This is a genomic window from Sandarakinorhabdus sp. AAP62 (genome assembly GCF_000331225.1).
Taxonomy (GTDB): domain Bacteria; phylum Pseudomonadota; class Alphaproteobacteria; order Sphingomonadales; family Sphingomonadaceae; genus Sandarakinorhabdus.
This window is the reverse complement of record NZ_ANFY01000017.1, coordinates 19,267-36,968: the sequence shown is the minus strand read 5'-3', so window position 1 is coordinate 36,968 and position 17,702 is coordinate 19,267. Positions and strand designations below refer to the sequence as shown.

General features: G+C 62.3%; 14 protein-coding genes. 1 reads left to right on the top strand and 13 read right to left on the bottom strand.

What is annotated here, in order from left to right; translation table 11 throughout:
- Positions 1-6: 6 nt before the first annotated feature.
- The 7 genes from D619_RS0113330 to D619_RS16710 all read right to left on the bottom strand — a co-directional run bounded on the left by D619_RS0113330 (position 7) and on the right by D619_RS16710 (position 8,859).
- Positions 7-2,814: a 2-oxoglutarate dehydrogenase E1 component gene (locus D619_RS0113330; protein ID WP_243442652.1), complete on the bottom strand. Its 2,808-nt coding sequence runs from the start codon at positions 2,812-2,814 to the stop codon at positions 7-9.
- A 136-nt stretch (positions 2,815-2,950) separates the two neighbouring features.
- On the bottom strand, positions 2,951-3,835 hold the full coding sequence (gene sucD / locus D619_RS0113325; RefSeq protein ID WP_017669097.1) for a succinate--CoA ligase subunit alpha: 885 nt from the start codon (positions 3,833-3,835) through the stop codon (positions 2,951-2,953).
- Positions 3,835-5,034 (bottom strand): ADP-forming succinate--CoA ligase subunit beta, encoded by a 1,200-nt coding sequence (sucC, locus tag D619_RS0113320; protein ID WP_017669096.1) that lies wholly within the window; start codon positions 5,032-5,034, stop codon positions 3,835-3,837. Before sucC ends, sucD begins: the two co-directional genes overlap by 1 nt.
- A gap of 38 nt (positions 5,035-5,072) precedes the next feature.
- Positions 5,073-6,035 (bottom strand): malate dehydrogenase, encoded by a 963-nt coding sequence (mdh, locus tag D619_RS0113315; protein WP_017669095.1) that lies wholly within the window; start codon positions 6,033-6,035, stop codon positions 5,073-5,075.
- Positions 6,036-6,341: 306 nt separating this feature from the next.
- Entirely contained in the window at positions 6,342-7,454 is a 1,113-nt protein-coding gene (gene zapE / locus D619_RS0113310; protein ID WP_017669094.1) for a cell division protein ZapE, read from the bottom strand.
- Positions 7,447-7,932, bottom strand: coding sequence for a PaaI family thioesterase (locus D619_RS17445; protein ID WP_017669093.1), 486 nt, complete (start codon positions 7,930-7,932; stop codon positions 7,447-7,449). Before D619_RS17445 ends, zapE begins: the two co-directional genes overlap by 8 nt.
- Before the next feature lie 39 nt (positions 7,933-7,971).
- Positions 7,972-8,859 carry a glycosyltransferase gene (locus D619_RS16710; protein WP_017669092.1) on the bottom strand — a complete coding sequence of 296 codons (888 nt, stop codon included), beginning with the start codon at positions 8,857-8,859 and terminating at the stop codon, positions 7,972-7,974.
- A 71-nt stretch (positions 8,860-8,930) separates the two neighbouring features.
- On the opposite strand from D619_RS16710, the gene D619_RS0113295 reads away from it, so the two are divergent.
- Positions 8,931-10,295: a right-handed parallel beta-helix repeat-containing protein gene (locus D619_RS0113295; RefSeq protein ID WP_017669091.1), complete on the top strand. Its 1,365-nt coding sequence runs from the start codon at positions 8,931-8,933 to the stop codon at positions 10,293-10,295.
- Between the two features lie 32 nt (positions 10,296-10,327).
- Here D619_RS0113295 and D619_RS0113290 read toward each other — a convergent pair whose 3' ends face one another.
- From D619_RS0113290 to sdhD, 6 genes are all read right to left on the bottom strand, one after another.
- Entirely contained in the window at positions 10,328-11,962 is a 1,635-nt protein-coding gene (locus tag D619_RS0113290) for a hypothetical protein (RefSeq protein ID WP_017669090.1), read from the bottom strand.
- Between the two features lie 110 nt (positions 11,963-12,072).
- Positions 12,073-13,497 carry an amidase family protein gene (locus D619_RS0113285; protein WP_017669089.1) on the bottom strand — a complete coding sequence of 475 codons (1,425 nt, stop codon included), beginning with the start codon at positions 13,495-13,497 and terminating at the stop codon, positions 12,073-12,075.
- 11 nt (positions 13,498-13,508) lie between these two features.
- The gene (locus D619_RS0113280; protein WP_017669088.1) at positions 13,509-14,294 is read right to left on the bottom strand and encodes a succinate dehydrogenase iron-sulfur subunit; all 786 of its coding nucleotides are present in this window, start codon (positions 14,292-14,294) and stop codon (positions 13,509-13,511) included.
- An 85-nt stretch (positions 14,295-14,379) separates the two neighbouring features.
- Complete coding sequence (locus tag D619_RS17950; RefSeq protein ID WP_152417461.1) at positions 14,380-15,417, bottom strand: hypothetical protein; 1,038 nt, start codon at positions 15,415-15,417, stop codon at positions 14,380-14,382.
- Positions 15,418-15,517: 100 nt separating this feature from the next.
- Positions 15,518-17,305, bottom strand: coding sequence for a succinate dehydrogenase flavoprotein subunit (gene sdhA, locus D619_RS0113270; RefSeq protein WP_026091048.1), 1,788 nt, complete (start codon positions 17,303-17,305; stop codon positions 15,518-15,520).
- Between the two features lie 12 nt (positions 17,306-17,317).
- The gene (gene sdhD, locus D619_RS0113265) at positions 17,318-17,701 is read right to left on the bottom strand and encodes a succinate dehydrogenase, hydrophobic membrane anchor protein (RefSeq protein ID WP_020480491.1); all 384 of its coding nucleotides are present in this window, start codon (positions 17,699-17,701) and stop codon (positions 17,318-17,320) included.
- Position 17,702: the final 1 nt, after the last annotated feature.

Here is a 17,702-nt window from a genome sequence, read left to right as displayed (position 1 = left end):
ACCTTCTTACTTTTTCTTGAGACCGCCGCGAATGGCGGCTTTCACTTGGGTCGTGGTGGCGCCCAGCGCTTCTGCAACCAGCTTGGCCTGTTCGGCGTTGTGGCGCTTGAGCAGGCCGGTGGCGGTAGCGGCGGCCGCGGCACGTCCGGCATAGACCGGGCGCCGGCCGATGGCCGCTTCGATCAGCGGCGCAACGAACGTCCAGGCGCCGCCGTTCTGCGGTTCTTCCTGCGCCCACACCACGGTTTCGACATTGGGGAACTTGGCAGCATATTCGGCCACCACGTCGCCGGGGAACGGATAAAGCTGTTCCACCCGCAGCAGATAGACATCGTCGCGGCTGTCCTTCTCGGCCGCGTCGAGCAGATCATAATAGACCTTGCCCGTGCACAGCACGAGGCGCTTCACCGCCTTGGGATCGCACGGCTTCACATCATCCAGGCAGCGGTGGAAGGTCGTTGCCGGGCCCATTTCGGCCAGCGTCGACACCGCCCGCTTGTGGCGAAGCAGCGATTTCGGCGTGAACACGATCAACGGCTTGCGGAAATCGCGCAGCATCTGGCGGCGCAGCAGGTGGAAGAAGTTGGACGGGGTCGTGCAATTGGCGACCTGGATATTGTCTTCCGCACACAGGCTCAGGAAACGCTCGATACGCGCCGAGCTGTGCTCCGGCCCTTGCCCTTCATAGCCATGCGGCAGCAGCATGACGAGGCCATTGGCCCGCAACCACTTGATTTCGCCTGAAACAATGAACTGATCGATGATGGTCTGCGCGCCGTTGACGAAATCGCCGAACTGGGCTTCCCACAGGATCAGGCTCTTCGGATCGGCCAGCGCATAACCATATTCGAAACCGAGCACGCCAAATTCGCTCAGCGGGCTGTCCAGCACTTCGAAGCGCGAATCCATTGCCTTCAGCGGCACGTAACGGCTGCCGTCCTTCTGGTCGGTCCACACCGAGTGGCGCTGGCTGAAGGTACCGCGGCCGCAATCCTGGCCAGACAGGCGCACGCCGTAACCATCCTTCAGCAACGAGCCAAACGCCAGCGCTTCGGCCGTGGCCCAATCGATGTTCGCACCGGTGGTGAACATCTCCGCCTTGGCGTCAAGAACGCGCGCCAAGGTCCTGTGAATATTGAAGCCATCGGGCACTGTGGTCAGTTGCTTGCCCAATTGGTGAAGCTCGGTCATCGACACACCGGTCATCGCGGCGCGGCGGCTGTCGATGGCCTCCTTGGGCTTGCCCAGTCCGGCCCAGCGGCCACCGAACCAATCGGCAGCATTGGCCTTGAAGCCCGCCGCGGCGTCGAATTCGTCTTCCAGCATCGACACATAGGCGTCGATCATCGCCTTGTAGCCTTCGGCCGGCAGTACGCCTTCACGGGCGAGACGTTCAGCATAAAGCTCGCTCACCGTCTTTTTCTTGCCGATCACGGCATACATCAACGGCTGGGTGAAGCTTGGTTCGTCGCTTTCGTTATGGCCAAAGCGGCGATAGCACCACATGTCGATCACCACATCGCGGCCGAACTTCTGGCGGAATTCGGTGGCGACCTTGGTGGCATAGGTCACGGCTTCCGGATCATCGCCATTCACATGGAAGATCGGCGCCTGCACGATCTTGGCCATGTCCGACGGATAGGGCGACGAACGCGCAAACTGCGGGCTGGTGGTGAAGCCAACCTGATTGTTCACGACATAATGGATGGTGCCGCCGGTGCCGTAGCCATTCAGCCCCGAAAAACCGAAACATTCCGCCACGATGCCCTGGCCGGCAAAGGCGGCATCGCCATGCAGCAGGATCGGCATCACCTGCTTGCGGGCATTGTCTCCAATGATGGTCTGGATGGCGCGCACCTTGCCCAGCACCACCGGATCGACCGCCTCGAGGTGCGACGGGTTGGGCACGAGGCTCAGGTGCACCCGGTTGCCATCAAACTCGCGATCGGTGCTGGTGCCGAGGTGATATTTGACGTCGCCGGAACCGCCCACGTCATCTGGGTTGGACGAGCCACCGGCAAATTCGTGGAAGATGGTGCGGAACGGCTTTTGCAGCACATTGGCCAGCATGTTGAGACGCCCGCGATGCGGCATGCCGAACACGACTTCGGTGATACCCAGCGCGCCGCCCACCTTGATGATCGATTCCATCGCCGGGATCATGGCTTCGGCGCCATCGAGACCAAAACGCTTGGTGCCGACATATTTGCGGCCCAGGAATTTCTCGAACTGCTCGGCTTCAACCAGCTTGTTCAGAATTGCCCGCTTGCCATTGGCGGTGAACTGGATTTCCTTGTCACGACCTTCGAATTTTTCCTGCAGGAAACGACGCTCTTCCACGTCGTTGATGTGCATATACTCAAGGCCGACATTGCCGCAGTAATTGCGCTGCAGGATGCCGACGAGTTCGCGGATGGTCGCTGTCTGCAGGCCAAGCGCGCCACCGATGTGGACCGGGCGATCGAGATCATTGGCCCCAAAGCCGTGATAGCCCGGCGTCAGATCGGCCGGCAGATCACGCACGGCCAGGCCGAGCGGATCAAGATTGGCGGCCAGGTGACCGCGCACGCGATAGGTGCGGATCAGCATCAGCGCACTGATCGAATCCTGAGCGGCGCGGGCAATGTCTTCGGGCGTGGCGCCAGCAGCGGCGGCGTTGGCTGCGGCGCGACCGGCGGTCCTGGCGGTGCTTTCGGCAAACATGCCGGCGGCATCAAGCCCGCGCGTCAGATCATCGCCGGGCAGGATCGGCCAGTTCGGCCGGGCCCAACTTGGCGCCGGCCGATCTTCCGGGCCGGGCAGCAGGGCTTCCATATCCATCGTGACAGTCCTCAAACTCGCGATTCTGTCCTGTTTAACGGCACATGGCGGTCATGTCATGACAAACTGTCGCATGCCGGCCATGCACTGCCAACATGCGCAGCCAATTCCCGCACCGTTTGAACGGGCTTCAGCCCTTCAGAACCTCGATCAACGTTTCACCCAGCAGCGATGGCGACGGCGACACGCGGATTCCGGCCGCTTCCATGGCCGCCATCTTCGAACCGGCATCGCCCTTGCCGCCCGAAACAATGGCGCCGGCATGGCCCATGCGTCGACCGGGAGGCGCCGTGGTGCCGGCGATGAAGCCGACCATCGGCTTCTTGCGGCCACGCCTGGCTTCGTCGATCAGGAACTGGGCGGCCTGTTCTTCGGCATCACCGCCGATCTCGCCGATCATGATGATCGACTGGGTGGCCGGATCGCCCAGGAACATTTCCAGCATGTCGATGAAGTTGGTGCCATTCACCGGGTCGCCGCCAATGCCCACGGCCGTCGTCTGGCCCAGGCCCACGGCGCTGGTCTGGTGCACGGCTTCATAGGTGAGCGTGCCGGAGCGCGAGACGACGCCGACCGAACCCTTGCGGAAGATATTGCCGGGCATGATGCCGATCTTGCATTCACCGGGAGTCAGCACGCCGGGGCAATTCGGCCCGATCAGGCGGGTCTTCGAACCCTGCAGCGCGCGTTTGACGCGCACCATGTCGAGCACCGGAATGCCTTCGGTGATGCAGACGACCAGCGGGATTTCCGCGGCAATGGCTTCGCAGATGGCATCGGCCGCGCCGGGCGGCGGCACATAGACCACCGACGCATCAGCGCCGGTGGCTTCGCGCGCCTGCGCCACGGTATCGAACACCGGCAGGCCAAGATGGGTGGAACCGCCCTTCCCCGGCGCGGTGCCGCCGACGACCTTGGTGCCATAGGCAATGGCCTGTTCCGAATGAAACGTGCCCTGCTTGCCGGTGAAGCCCTGCGTGATGACGCGGGTATTGGCGTTGACGAGAATGGACATCAGGCAGCCTTCTTCACTTCAGCGACGATCTTGGCCGCTGCATCACCCAGATTGTCGGCCGACACGATCGGCAGGCCGGAGTTCGCAAGGATTTCCTTGCCCAGTTCGACATTGGTGCCTTCGAGGCGCACCACCAGCGGCACCGAAAGCTGCACTTCCTTCGCGGCGGCGATGATGCCTTCCGCGATGATGTCGCAGCGCATGATGCCGCCGAAGATGTTGACCAATATGCCCTGCACCGCCGGATCCTTCAGGATCAGCTTGAAGGCGTTGGTCACCTTTTCCTTGTCCGCGCCGCCGCCGACATCGAGGAAGTTGGCCGGCTCGGCGCCGTTCAGCTTGATGATGTCCATGGTGGCCATGGCCAGACCAGCGCCGTTGACCAGGCAGCCGATGTTGCCATCAAGCTTGATGAAGGCGAGGTCGTACTTGCTGGCTTCGACTTCCGCCGGGTCTTCCTCGGTCAGGTCGCGCAGTTCGACCAGATCGGGGTGGCGATAGAGGGCGTTGCTGTCGAAACCGACCTTGGCATCCAGCACCAGCAGCTTGCCGTCATCCGTCACGGCGAGCGGATTGATTTCCATCTGGCTGGCATCGGTGCCGACGAAGGCATCATACAGCTTCAGCGTCACATTCTCGGCCTGCTTGGCGAGCGGGCCGGTCAGCCCCAGCGCAGCGGCGACAGCGCGGCCATGGTGCGGCATGGCGCCGGTGGCCGGATCGATGGTGATGGTGTGGATTTTCTCGGGGTGGTGGTGGGCCACATCCTCGATATCCATGCCGCCTTCGGTGCTGGCAACGATGGCGATACGGCCGGTGGCGCGATCTACCAGCATGGCCAGATAAAGCTCCTTGGCGATATCAACGCCGTCGGTGACATACAGCCGGTTGACCTGCTTGCCGGCCGGCCCGGTCTGGATCGTCACCAGCGTGTTGCCCAGCATGTCGGTGGCGGCCGCGCGCACATCATCGGCGCTGCGGGCGAGCCGCACGCCGCCCTTGGCTTCCGGCGGCAGTTCCTTGAACTTGCCCTTGCCGCGGCCACCGGCGTGAATCTGCGCCTTCACGATATAGAGCGGGCCCGGCAGCTTGGCCGAAGCCGCCACGGCTTCCTCGACGCTCATCGCGGCAAAGCCGACCGGCACCGGAACGCCGAATTTGGCCAGCAATTCCTTGGCCTGATACTCATGGATGTTCATTGGAAATCCCTATCCTTCGGTCTGCGTGCCGGTGAAATTCACGCCAGCGATGGGTCGATGCCCTTGCAGGCCGTCAGCAACTCTTTCACCGCATCCACGCTCACCTGGAAATTGGCTTTTGCCGACTGCGACAATTCGATCTCCACCACGCGCTCGACGCCGCCGGCGCCGATGATCACCGGCACGCCGACATAAAGATCGCTCACGCCATATTGGCCGGTCAGGTTCACGGCGCAGGGCAGCAGGCGCTTCTGGTCATAGAGGTAGGCCTCGGCCATCTCGATGCCGCTGGTGGCCGGCGCGTAATAGGCGCTGCCGGTCTTCAGCAGGGCAACGATCTCGCCACCGCCCGAACGGGTGCGCTGCACGATGGCATCGATACGCTCCTGCGTGCTCCAGCCCATCTTGATCAGATCGGGCACCGGGATGCCGGCGACGGTGGAATATTCGATCACCGGCACCATGGTGTCGCCATGGCCGCCGAGCACGAAGGCGTTCACATCGCGCACGCTCACCTTGAACTCGTCGGCAAGGAAATGGCGGAAGCGGGCGGAATCAAGCACGCCGGCCATGCCGCAGACCATGTGGTGCGGCAGGCCCGAGAATTCGCGCAGCGCCCACACCATGGCATCCAGCGGGTTGGTGATGCAGATCACGAAGGCGCCCGGGGCGTGGGTCTTGATGCCCTCACCCACCGCCTTCATCACCTTCAGGTTGATGCCGAGCAGATCATCGCGGCTCATGCCCGGCTTGCGGGCAACACCGGCGGTCACGATGATCACATCGGCGCCAGCGATATCGGCATAATCGTTCGACCCCTTCAGGTTCACGTCAAAGCCTTCGACCGGCGCGCACTGGGCCAGATCGAGCGCCTTGCCCTGCGGCACGCCTTCCACCACGTCGAACAGCACGATATCGCCCAGCGCCTTCTGCGCTGCGAGGTGGGCAAGCGTGCCGCCGATGTTGCCGGCGCCGATCAGGGCGATTTTCTTGCGAGCCATGGGGGGGTCTCCGTTGAATTGGGAATCTGAACGATTCTGGCAAAATGTCGCAGGCTGGATAGAGCGCGGCGGCGCACTGTGCAACCGCAGCAAAGCCCCATCCGGTGAAAACTGGGAGGCGGTTACCCTGTCCTACACGGCCCAATCCTGTCATCGTCCGCCTGGCGCATGGGCGGGTTCGGTGCCCGTCGCCTGCCCAGACGTCCGTTCAAACACGCGAAATGCGGAAAAACTGTCAAAAGTGAAGGCCGGTTTCCGGCAGGTGCTTGCTCTTTCACAATCGAGCCGCCACGCATGGCGAAGATTTCATCCGCCGTGGCCGAGCGCCAGATAGGCGGCGGACTGCATCTCCATCAGCCGGCTGGCGGTGCGTTCGAATTCGAAGCTGGAATCGCCGGCGGGATAGAGTTGATCGGGCTGGGCATCGGCCGCAGCGACCAGCTTGACCTTCTGTTCGTAGAGCGCGTCGATGAGGTGGATGAAGCGGATCGCCTCGTTGCGGTTTTCCGGGCCAAGCCGGGGAATGCCGACGATCAACACCGTGTGATAATGACGGGCGATGGCGAGATAATCGGCGGCGCCCAACGGCTGCCGGCACAGGCGGGCAAAGCTGAAGACGGCGACGCCCTTCAGCGATTTGGGCACATGCAGGAACCGGCCGCCCGGCAGCGGCAATTCGGCGGTCGGCACATGCTCGCGGTCTTCCGGCGGATAATCGGTCATCCGGAAGAAAGCCGCCGACAGCGCGGCGGTGGCTTCGGGGCCATTGGGGATGTGCCAGGTCTGTGTTCCGCCAAGCCGCGCCAGGCGATAATCGGTCGGCCCGTCCAGCGTCACCACATCGAGTTTCGTCTCGATAAGGTCGATGAAGGGCAGAAACAGGTGGCGGTTGAGCCCATCCTTGTAGAGATCGCGCGGGGGCCGGTTGCTGGTGGTCACCACGGTGACGCCCTTCTCCATCAGCGCGGTGAACAGGCGGGAGAGGATGGCGGCGTCGGCGATATCCTTCACCTGCATCTCGTCGAAACACAGCAGGCGGGCAGATGTGGCAATCTGATCGGCGACGCTGATCAGCGGATCGGCATCACCGGCCTGGCGGCGGGCGTGAATGGCGCCATGCACTTCGGCCATGAATTCATGGAAATGGGCGCGACGCTTGGGCGATACGATGGAAGCAGCAAAAAAAAGGTCCATCGCCATGGACTTGCCGCGACCGACCCCACCCCAGATGTAGAGACCTTTCGGAGCAGTGGGCGGTGCCTTGCCAAACAGGCGGCCAATCAGGCCGGGTGTTTCGACAGGACGGTTCAGCGCCATTTCCAGCGCTGCCAGTCGCTGCACCACCGCCGCCTGCGCGGCATCGGGCTTCAGTTCACCCGCCGCCAGCAGTTCGGCATAGCGGCCGGCAACATCAGTCAACCTGCATCTCTCCGGGCCGTGCCGCATGGCCTTCCCCGGTGGGCCGCGGCGGCCGCGGGATCTTGCGCATGGTGCCGGTGAAGCTGGCCAGATTGACGCCATCCTGCGTCACCAGCCCGCGCACGAACAGCATCTTGCCGGTTTCCTTCAGGATCTCGCCATGGGCTTCGATCGGTTTGCCGACGATGCCGGCCGAGAGGAAATCGGTGGCGCACGAAAGGGTGACGGCGGCCGAGTTTTCGAGCTGGCGGAAGATGAACGCGAACATCGCCATGTCGATGAATGACATGATGAAGCCGCCATGCAGATAGCCGAGGCCATTTGAATGCTTGCGCGCGGTTTCCATGCGGCATTCGACGCCGCGGGCGCCTTCGCGGAAAAAGAAATCGCCCAGCATCGAGGCAAAGCGGCCATCCGGATCCCGGCGCCAGCAGGTCCAGCCCGCATTCGGGCCCTCGGTGAATGTTTCGCGCGACATGGCTATGCGGTTAGCGCCGGGGCGCGGCGGCGGCAAGTGCTAGCGATGTGCGGCCGCCAACAGCCATTGCGCGGCGGCGCGCCAGTGGAAGGGCAGCAGGCGAAAGGCGGCGGCAAATGCCTCTCTTGCTTCGTCAAAGCGGCGCAGGGCGCGCAACTGCGACCCCATCACATAATGATGTCGGGCCAACGCCTCTGGCTGGGCCGCCATGGCGTCACCATGTTTTCCGATCAGCCGCTGGCGGCCAATTATGCCTTTTTCGACGCTGCGGGTCAGGCTGTCGGGGCTGTCATGGGCGATTGCCAACGGTTCCGCGATATAGCGGAAACGCGCGCCCGCCTGGGCCAGCCGCAGCACCAGATCCCAATCCTGAAAACGCGGCATGGCCGGATCAAAGCCGCCGATACGCCGGAAAATCGCGCGGGTCATCGCCAGTGTCTGCGTGGAAATATGACTGCTGCCGAGCAGCTGGGCATAAACATCCTCGGCCAATGTCCAGCCCGCTGGCGGGTAAAACACCTGCGCCGATCCATAGCGCTGCTCCAGCTGACAGAAGGAGACATCGGCGGTCTTGAGGGCGTTCACATGCGCGGCCAGCAGGCCGGGCTGCCATTCGTCATCACTGTCTTGAAAGGCGATCAACGGGCTGCGTGCCATGGCAACGCCGGCATTGCGCGCCGACGGCGCTCCGGCATTTCGTTGCTGATAAACGGCAACGCGGCGATCACTGTAGCCGGCAAGCAGCTTCAGCGTCTCGTCGGTGGAGCCATCGTCGACAATGATCAATTCGAACCGGTCCAGCGTTTGCGCCAGCACGGATGTGATAGTGCGGCCGATCACGCCGGCGCGATTGTAGCTGGGTATCACCACCGAAATCAGCGGATCGCTGGCCGTGGCCGGCCGGATACAGACAAGTTCAGGCCCCACGCACGCCGCCTTCCATTGCGCCCCCCAAGGCGGTTCATGTGCCAGATGAGGGGCTATGCTATCAATGGTCCATGAAAAAACGAATCATCGGTGCAGGCCTTGCGCTTGCCGGCGTTGGCGCCATGGCGATCGGGTTGTTGCCGCAACCCAGCCTGCTGGCCGCCCAGGCGCGTGGCGACGTGGTGGAAGTGGCCGATGGTGCCGCGCTGCAGAATGCGATCATGTGGGCCCGGGCTGGCAGCACCATCCGCCTTGCCGATGGTCAATATCCGCAAGTGCTGATCTCGCGGGAGATCGACGGTAGCCCGATCCGCATCACCGGTTCGCGCGGCGCTCGCATCAACCGGATGATTTTCCGCAAGGCCGCCAATTGGCGCGTGGATGGCGTCACCATCGTGGGCGGGATTGGCAAGGCCATGCCGCTCGATATCGGCGTTTCCCGCAACATCATGATGGTTGATGTCAAACTCACCGGATCCACTCCCGATGAAGGTCCGCGATGGGAAGAATCGAACGCCTTCGTCATTCAGAACAGCCAGCACGTGGTGATTGCGCTTTCGGAAGCGACCCATGTCAAGCAGATCGCCGGCATTCGTGACAGCTGGGGTGTGGTCATTGAAGGCAATCGTTTCACCAATGCGCGCGAAGGCCTGATGACACGCGCCACGCATGGCATGATGATCCGCCACAATCTGTTCGTTGGCTGGGAACCGCGATACGACCTGCGCGAACATCCCGACATGATCCAGTTCTTCACCCAGCAAGTACCCACCGGATCATCGATGGTCACGATCGAAGGCAATTATCTTTCGGCTGGCCTCGATCGCAATGTGCAGGCCATTTTCATCCGCGCTGAAGCCTATGAAAACGGGAAGGAGCCCTTGGGCTATCACCGCGATTTCACCATCCGCCACAATGTCTATTACGGCTCATCGCGCCACGGCATTAGTGTCAGCAGCGTGCGTGGCGTCGTGGTGGAAAACAACACGATAATCAGTTCGCCGCATGGCTTTTTCGGCAGTGTTCCGCGCGATCAGATCGGAAGGGCCAGTTCGGGCTGGCAGCCCGCCATCATTGCGTCGGGGATCACCTGGGGCCGAGTATCAAACAATATCACCGCGCTGATGGCCATTCGAGCCGAATCCATTGGCACCAAGGACATCAACAATTTCGTCTACAAGCCACGTGTGCCCGCCGACAGCGTGAACCCGGGCAAGACCTTCCCCAGCCCACTGACGGCCGGCGATCTTCCGTTGAGCGCCTTTGCGGTGCTGCCCAGCTCCGAAAATGGCAAACGGGGGCGCGGTGCCGATATCAGACGGGTTGGCCCGGATGCCGCCATCCGCGATCCCGAAGCGCTGATGCGCGAAGCCATCGCGCTGGCCGACGCCGCCCGCAAGCAGGACCTGACCAAGGATCTGCTGCCGCCACAATGAACCGACAGCAGGCGGTTCGGCGCACGTAAAGCCTAACGCCGAACCAGCGCTGTTGACGGCGACGGCAGCGCCCGCTCGGCCTTGGGTTCCGCAGCGATGCGCTTCGCCTGGTGCCGATGCAGAGCGAGAATGGCCACAGCCAGCGTGAACACCAGGTAGTTATTATCGGCAAAGCTGATGACATAGGCCGAGATGATGAAGTTCAGCAGCGAAACGGCCAGCACACCACCCCATTCCTCCAGATCATCCTTTGCGCGCAGGAATGTCATGCCTCCAAGCCAGGCAATGCGGGCCAGACAGCCCATGAAGCCGATGAAGCCGAGCGGTCCAACCCCCACGAGCAGGTTGATCCAATAGCTATCGACAATGACCACGCCCTTGGCATTGGCGAGCCCCACATCGGGCAGCGGCGTCCCCAGGCCGACACCGATCGGATTTCGGCCAACCGCCCGCCAGGCGCCGGCCCATTGCGCGTCACGCACTGCATTGCTGCCGGCATGTTGCGAACCACCGATGGTGTACATGCGGGCCCGATGGCTGGTGGCGATGGCGCCGCCCAGCATGGCAACGCCCAGCAGAACCAGGGCCACCATGATACCTGGCTTCAGGCCATCGCCCCGCGGCCGGAAGAACAGTTGCCGCACCATCATAAGGCCGGCAAAGCTGAACAGTGACACCAGCAGTGCAATGGTTGCCGTTCGGGCATTGATGAACCACACGGTCTGCAGGATCAGCGGGATCAGCGCCAGCGCCAGCACCCGCTTCCAGCCCTTGGACTTGAACATTTCATAGAGCAATGGCGGCAGGATCAGGCCAAGATACTGGGCGTAATACAGCACGATGCCAAAGGTAGCGCGAATGCGATACCGGCCATCGCCAATGCGCGCCTGCGGCGACACATAGGTTTCATACAGCACCGGATCGATGCGGAAGAAACTTGGGATATAGCCAAACCACGGCGGCCGTTGCAGGTAGTTTTCCAGGACAGTGATCAGCATGCTCAAGATGCCGGCCAGCACGACCAACCGCATCAGCCGCGGAATCTTCTTCACATCCGCAAAGCACCATGCGGCCGCCACCATGGCCGAACTGTCGAGCACGCCCTGCATCATCTCATAGCTGAACACGTCGATCGGGGACGGTGCCAGCGGCAGCACAACCACCTGCATCAGCAGGAACAGACCATAAAGCTTGAACGCCAGCGGATCATAACCCAGCAGCCCAACCACCTTGCGTCGCGCTTCGGCGATCTGCGGGAAATGGGTGAGCATGGCGATCAGCAGCACGCCCAGCACCAGTCGCGGTGGTGTCACCCAGGGCAAGCCGGGGATGGCAATGGCCACATAGGACGGCCAGGCGACCATCAGGAACATGTAGATTGTCAACAGCTTGTAGAACGGCGGGTTGTCGGCCTTGTCCACATCTGGCAGCATCCACAGGCTGACCCCAGCCATCACCAAGATCGGAAAGCCGACAAAACGGAAGGCCAAGGTGCCGCCGATGGCGACCAGAAAGCCGGTGTACATGGTGAGGAACAGCGCCAGCGCCACAAAGGCCACAGTGGCAAATTTCCACCAGGTGCGATGATGCAGGCTGTTATATTGCGGCAGGATGCGCGCTGATTTGCGGTCCATCGCGGCGCGGGTCGAGAAGGTGACAGCGCTCATGCGTTCACCTGCCCGGTCCATCGGCTAACGATCTGCTGCACAGTCCCACCCATCATGCCACATTTACGGCCAGCGACAGCTGGCGTTGCGGCGGCAACCTATCAAAGCCATCAAGACCCGGCAAGCGAAGCTGCTGTGACAGTGGGAAAGAGCGCCGCAACGGCCATGCCGATGGCCAGCAATTGCCGGTCGCTGCCGGCCGGTCCATCAAGCTCGATACTCACCGGCAGGCCGCCGGTGCGACCACAGGGCATGACCAGGCCGGGCAGGCCCGCCGTGCTGCCGGGGAGGATGTTGCGGCCAATGGCGGTGGCGAAGGGCACATCGACGCCGTTGATGGTCACCATGGAGTCTGAACCGATCGGCGTCGCCGTCACCATGGTGGTCGGGAACAGCAGGGCGGCGATGTCATGCTCGACAAAGCAGGCAGCCAGCAGGCGCTGCAAGGCTGGGCGATGCATATCGCGCGCAGTGACATAGCCCGTGTCTGGCCCATCGTTGAACTGCGCACACAGGCTGAGCGCGGCCTGTACATCTGGGCTGGCCACCTGCGCCTGCACCTCGGCAAGGCTCACCGGCGCGTCGTGCATGGCCAGATAGTCAGCAAGAGACGGCAGCGTGTCGTGGAACAGAATCGGCATACAGGCGGCATCGGTCAACGCCGCGAGGCCGGGCAGTTCCACATCCACCATCACCACACCGGCGGCTTGCAGACGGGCAATGGCGTCCTCGACTGCCGCGGCCACACCGGCATCAAGGCCGGCAAAATGGAAGTCCCGGCACAGGCCAATCCGCAGCCCGGCTAATAGGGCCGGCGCGATCGAGGACGCGTCACCCGTCATCACCGCGTCGAACAGCATGATATCATCCATGCAGCGCGCGTGCGGACCGACCTGATCGAACAGCGCCGTCATCGGCACCACGCCCGTACTGGGATAGCGGCCCGTCGTGGGCCGGAAGCCAAACAGTCCGCACAGCGCCGCCGGCACCCGGATCGAACCGCCGGTGTCTTCCGCCACACCCAACGGCGCCATGCCGGCGGCCACCGCTGCCGCCGTGCCGCCCGAGCTGCCGCCGGGAATGCGGGTGGGGTCGTGCGGGTTGCGGACTGCGCCAAAGGCGGTGTTCGTGCTGGTCCAGCCAAAAGAGAGTTCGTGCAGATTGGTCTTGCCCAGCACGATGGCGCCAGCCTCGCGCAGCAGCGCCACACAGGCGGCATCGGTGGCGGGGCGGAATTCGCGCAGGGCATTGGTGCCGCCGGTGGTGGGGTAATCCCTGGTGTTGACGCTGTCCTTCACCGGAACCGGCAGCCCGTGCAGCAGCCCGAGCGGCCTGCCGGCCGCACGGTGGGCATCGGCAGCGCGGGCCTGTTCCAGCACTTGGCTCACATCAAGGCTGATGAAGGCATTGAGATGCGCCCCCTGCCCGCAGCGCGCCAGCAGCGCGGTCGCATAGTCTTCGGCGGTCAATTCGCCAGAGGCCATCAGCGCGACAGCGGCGCTGGCCGAAAGTTCGCACAGCGCCGTGTCGTCCATGGACTTTTCCTTTAACCGGCGCGTTCCAGCATCATCAGCTTGATGTCCGCAATCGCCTTGGCCGGGTTCAGGCCCTTGGGGCAGACGTTGGAGCAGTTCATGATGGTGTGGCAGCGATAGACGCGGAACGGATCTTCCAGCGCATCCAGGCGTTCACCGGTCATCTCGTCGCGGCTGTCGGCCAGCCAGCGATAGGCCTGCAACAGGATGGCGGGGCCCAGGAACTTGTCGCTGTTCCACCAATAGGATGGGCAGGCAGTGGAGCAGCAGGCGCACAGGATGCACTCGTACAGCCCGTCCAGCTGCTCGCGCTGCTCAGGCGACTGCAACCGTTCCTCACCCGATGGCGCTGCAGTGACGGTCTGCAGCCAGGGCTTGATCGAGGCATATTGCGCATAGAAATGCTTGAAATCAGGGACAAGGTCCTTGATCACCTCCATGTGCGGCAGCGGCGTGATCACCACCTCGCCCTTCACCTCCTCGATCGGCTTGGTGCAAGCCAGCGTGTTGCTTCCGTCGATGTTCATCGAGCACGATCCGCAAATCCCTTCCCGGCACGAGCGGCGGAAGGTGAGCGTGGGATCGACCTCGTTCTTGATCTTGATCAGCGCATCCAGAACCATCGGCCCGGTGGCATCGAGATCAAGGCTGTAGGTGTCGTAACGCGGGTTTTCCCCGTCGTCCGGATTCCAGCGGTAGATCTTGAACGCCTTGGTTCGCGCGGCACCGGCCGGTGCCGGATAGGTCTTGCCGGTCGCCTTGATGACGCTGTTCGGCGGGAGGGAAAATTCAGCCATGATCTATCCCAACTAGGTCTTGCTTGCGTGACAGGCAACAGCCACCCACGCCAAAAATGCACATTCGCAGATCTCTATAGTCACGCTAGGACACCGCAGCATGCGCAATCTCCAGCATCTTGTTTACAAGTCCGGCAAAACGCTTTGCAAGATTCGGGTCAAGCAGTCTAGTTGCCTCAAAAGCTGGAAACCCTTTAATATTTTTTGACGACAATGGCCCAATCGCTGCCACTGCCTCATTGTATAATGTTTGCCTTACCCGCTCGTCGGCGAAGGCGGGATGGTTCGCCAAATAGGTCAGGCTTAGCGAGATCGTGGGCACCTTGGCCGGCCAGAAGTGAAACGGATAAAATTTACGCCCGTCTGCGCTCTTGAAGCACCCGTAAATCGAACCTTGAGTGGCTGGGATACCCAGGCTTCCGCCAGCTTGCTCGATCAGCCCGCGGAATATCGTTGAAGCAGTAACTTGTTCCGCGCCGAACGGCGCGATCTTGCTTGCAACCCAATCATCAATACTAGCAGGAGGCAATGTGCCCCTTCTTGAGGTCTTTGCAGCAGCTGAGCGCTCGGTTTCACCGATGACCCGGGGACTTAATGTCATGTGCCCTTCGTCACCGGAGAACCACCGAAGTTCAATAGCCCTAACGTCGGCTTCCATTTGGTCGTTCATAAACTCGACAATTCGAGCCAACTCACGGGGAATCACATCCGCGACGAACAGCAACTTCATACGGCCAGCCCGCAGGTTGCTTCCCAATTGCTCCCAAAAACCAGAAACATCTCCTGTTCCAACGAATTCAGCCAGAACCGCATCCGGATCTTTGTTGGCCGCGCGAGTGGTTGCCGCAAAAGATTCGGCCAACGCTGATGACTGCCAATAGGCCGAGGCATTCGCTGCATAGTCCAGCATCTGACCCACGACCTCGCGACGCAAACGGGTATCAACGGCCCTCTTCAATTCAACCAGAACTGGCACAGCTTCACGCGTCACAAACAGGTGATCGATTGACCAGCGACCTGAACCATCATGGCTATCCGCTACCGGCTGCTCACGCTTTACCAGCAGCAATTCTCCGACCGCCTCAGAAATGAGATCAGGAAAACGGGCAACCAGATCCTGCATCACGTCTTCACTAGAAGGAGCAGACGGAGACATACGCCTGAGATTCCCGGCAGAATCTATCTGATAAAGGTTGCCGGTTGCCACCCTAGCTTATCCGCACTCAGTACGTCCGCGCCTTGGGCTTGATATACTCGATATCATCCGACAGCGTGTAGGTGTGCACCGGGCGCTTGGCGAGTTCGACCGAGCCATCGCGGAACCAGCCCAGCGAATGCACCATCCACGTATCGTCATCCCGGCTCGGGAAATCCTCGTGCATGTGGGCGCCGCGGCTTTCGTGGCGTGATTGGGCCATGTGCATGGTGAGCACGGCCTGGCCGATCATGTTGTCGAGCTCCAGTGTCTCGATGAGATCGGTGTTGAACACCATCGAACGATCGGTGGTGCCTATATCGGCCATGCGCTGATAGACGGCGTCGATCTTGCGCACGCCTTCATCAAGGATCTCGCTGGTGCGGAACACGCCAGCATTGGACTGCATCGTCTTCTGCATGGCCAGCCGCACTTCGGCGGTGGTGGAACCACCCTTGGCATGGCGGAAACCATCGAGGCGGCCGAGCGCGAAATCGGCATTGTCCTTGGGCAGCGCGGCGTGGCCGGCGTTGGCCTTCTGGATGGCGGCGACCCGGTGCGCGGTGGCGCGGCCGAACACGACCAGATCGATGAGGCTGTTGGAGCCGAGGCGGTTGGCACCATGCACCGACACGCAGGCGGCCTCGCCCACGGCGAACAGGCCGGGCACCACGCTATCGGGGTTGCCATCCTTCAGGGTGACGACTTCGCCGTGATAATTGGTCGGGATGCCACCCATGTTGTAGTGCACGGTCGGCACCACCGGGATCGGCGCCTTGGTCACGTCCACCCCGGCAAACACCTTGGCGGTTTCGCTGATGCCGGGCAGGCGCTGGGCCAGCACGGCGGAATCGATGTGATTGAGGTGCAGGTGGATATGATCGCCTTCGGCACCGACTCCGCGGCCTTCGCGGATTTCCATCGCCATCGAACGTGAAACCACGTCGCGGCTGGCGAGGTCCTTGGCCGACGGGGCATAGCGTTCCATGAAGCGCTCGCCAGCGCTGTTGGTCAGGTAACCACCCTCCCCGCGTGCGCCTTCGGTGATCAGCACGCCGGCGCCATAGATGCCGGTGGGGTGGAACTGCACGAACTCCATGTCCTGCATGGCAACACCAGCGCGGATTGCCATGCCACCGCCGTCCCCGGTGGAGGTGTGGGCCGAGGTGGCGGAGAAATAGCAGCGGCCATAACCGCCGGTGGCCAGCACCGTCTGATGGCTGCGGAAACGGTGGATGCTGCCATCTTCCATGTTGATGGCGATGACGCCCTTGCACTCGCCGTTCACCATGATGAGATCGATGGCGAAATATTCGATGTAGAAATCCGTGCTGTACTTCAGGCTCTGCTGATAGAGCGCGTGCAGCATGGCGTGGCCGGTGCGATCGGCGGCAGCGCAGGTGCGCTGGGCCGGCGGGCCATTGCCCATGTTCTGCATCATGCCGCCGAATGGGCGCTGATAGATGCGGCCGGCTTCGGTGCGGCTGAACGGCACGCCGAAATGCTCCAGCTCGTAAACGGCGGCCGGTGCTTCCTTGCAGAGATATTCGATGGCGTCCTGATCGCCAAGCCAGTCGCTGCCCTTGACCGTATCATACATGTGCCAGGTCCAGTGATCCGGGCCCATGTTGCCCAGCGCAGCCGCGATGCCGCCCTGTGCTGCCACCGTGTGGCTGCGGGTGGGGAAAACCTTGGTGATGCAGGCGGTTTTCAGTCCGGCTTCGGCAATCCCCATGGCCGCGCGCAGGCCGGAACCACCGGCCCCCACCACGACGGCATCATACACGTGATCGATGATCTGATAGGCTTCAGGCACTTGAGCTTCCAATCAACCGGCAGACAGGGCGACCTTGAGCACCGAAAACAGTGCCAAGGCTGCAAGAGCAAAGGTGTAGAAGTTGAGGGCCAGCATGGCGATGACGCGCTTTGACCCATGCAGATAATCTTCCAGCATGACCTGCACCCCGAGACGGAAGTGCCAGAAAACGCTGACCACCAGCAGGCACATCGGCACGGCCACCAGCGGCTGGCGCAGCCACATCACGGTGCTGGCATAATCCAGGCTGGGCAGCCGGGCGAGGCTGAAGACGAACCACAGCACCAGGAACAGGCTGGCCACCGCCGTCACGCGCTGCAACCACCAATGATGCACGACCGCGCCGCCGCCGGCGCCAAGACCGCGCACCCGGCCGAGTTGCGTTCCGTTGCCCATG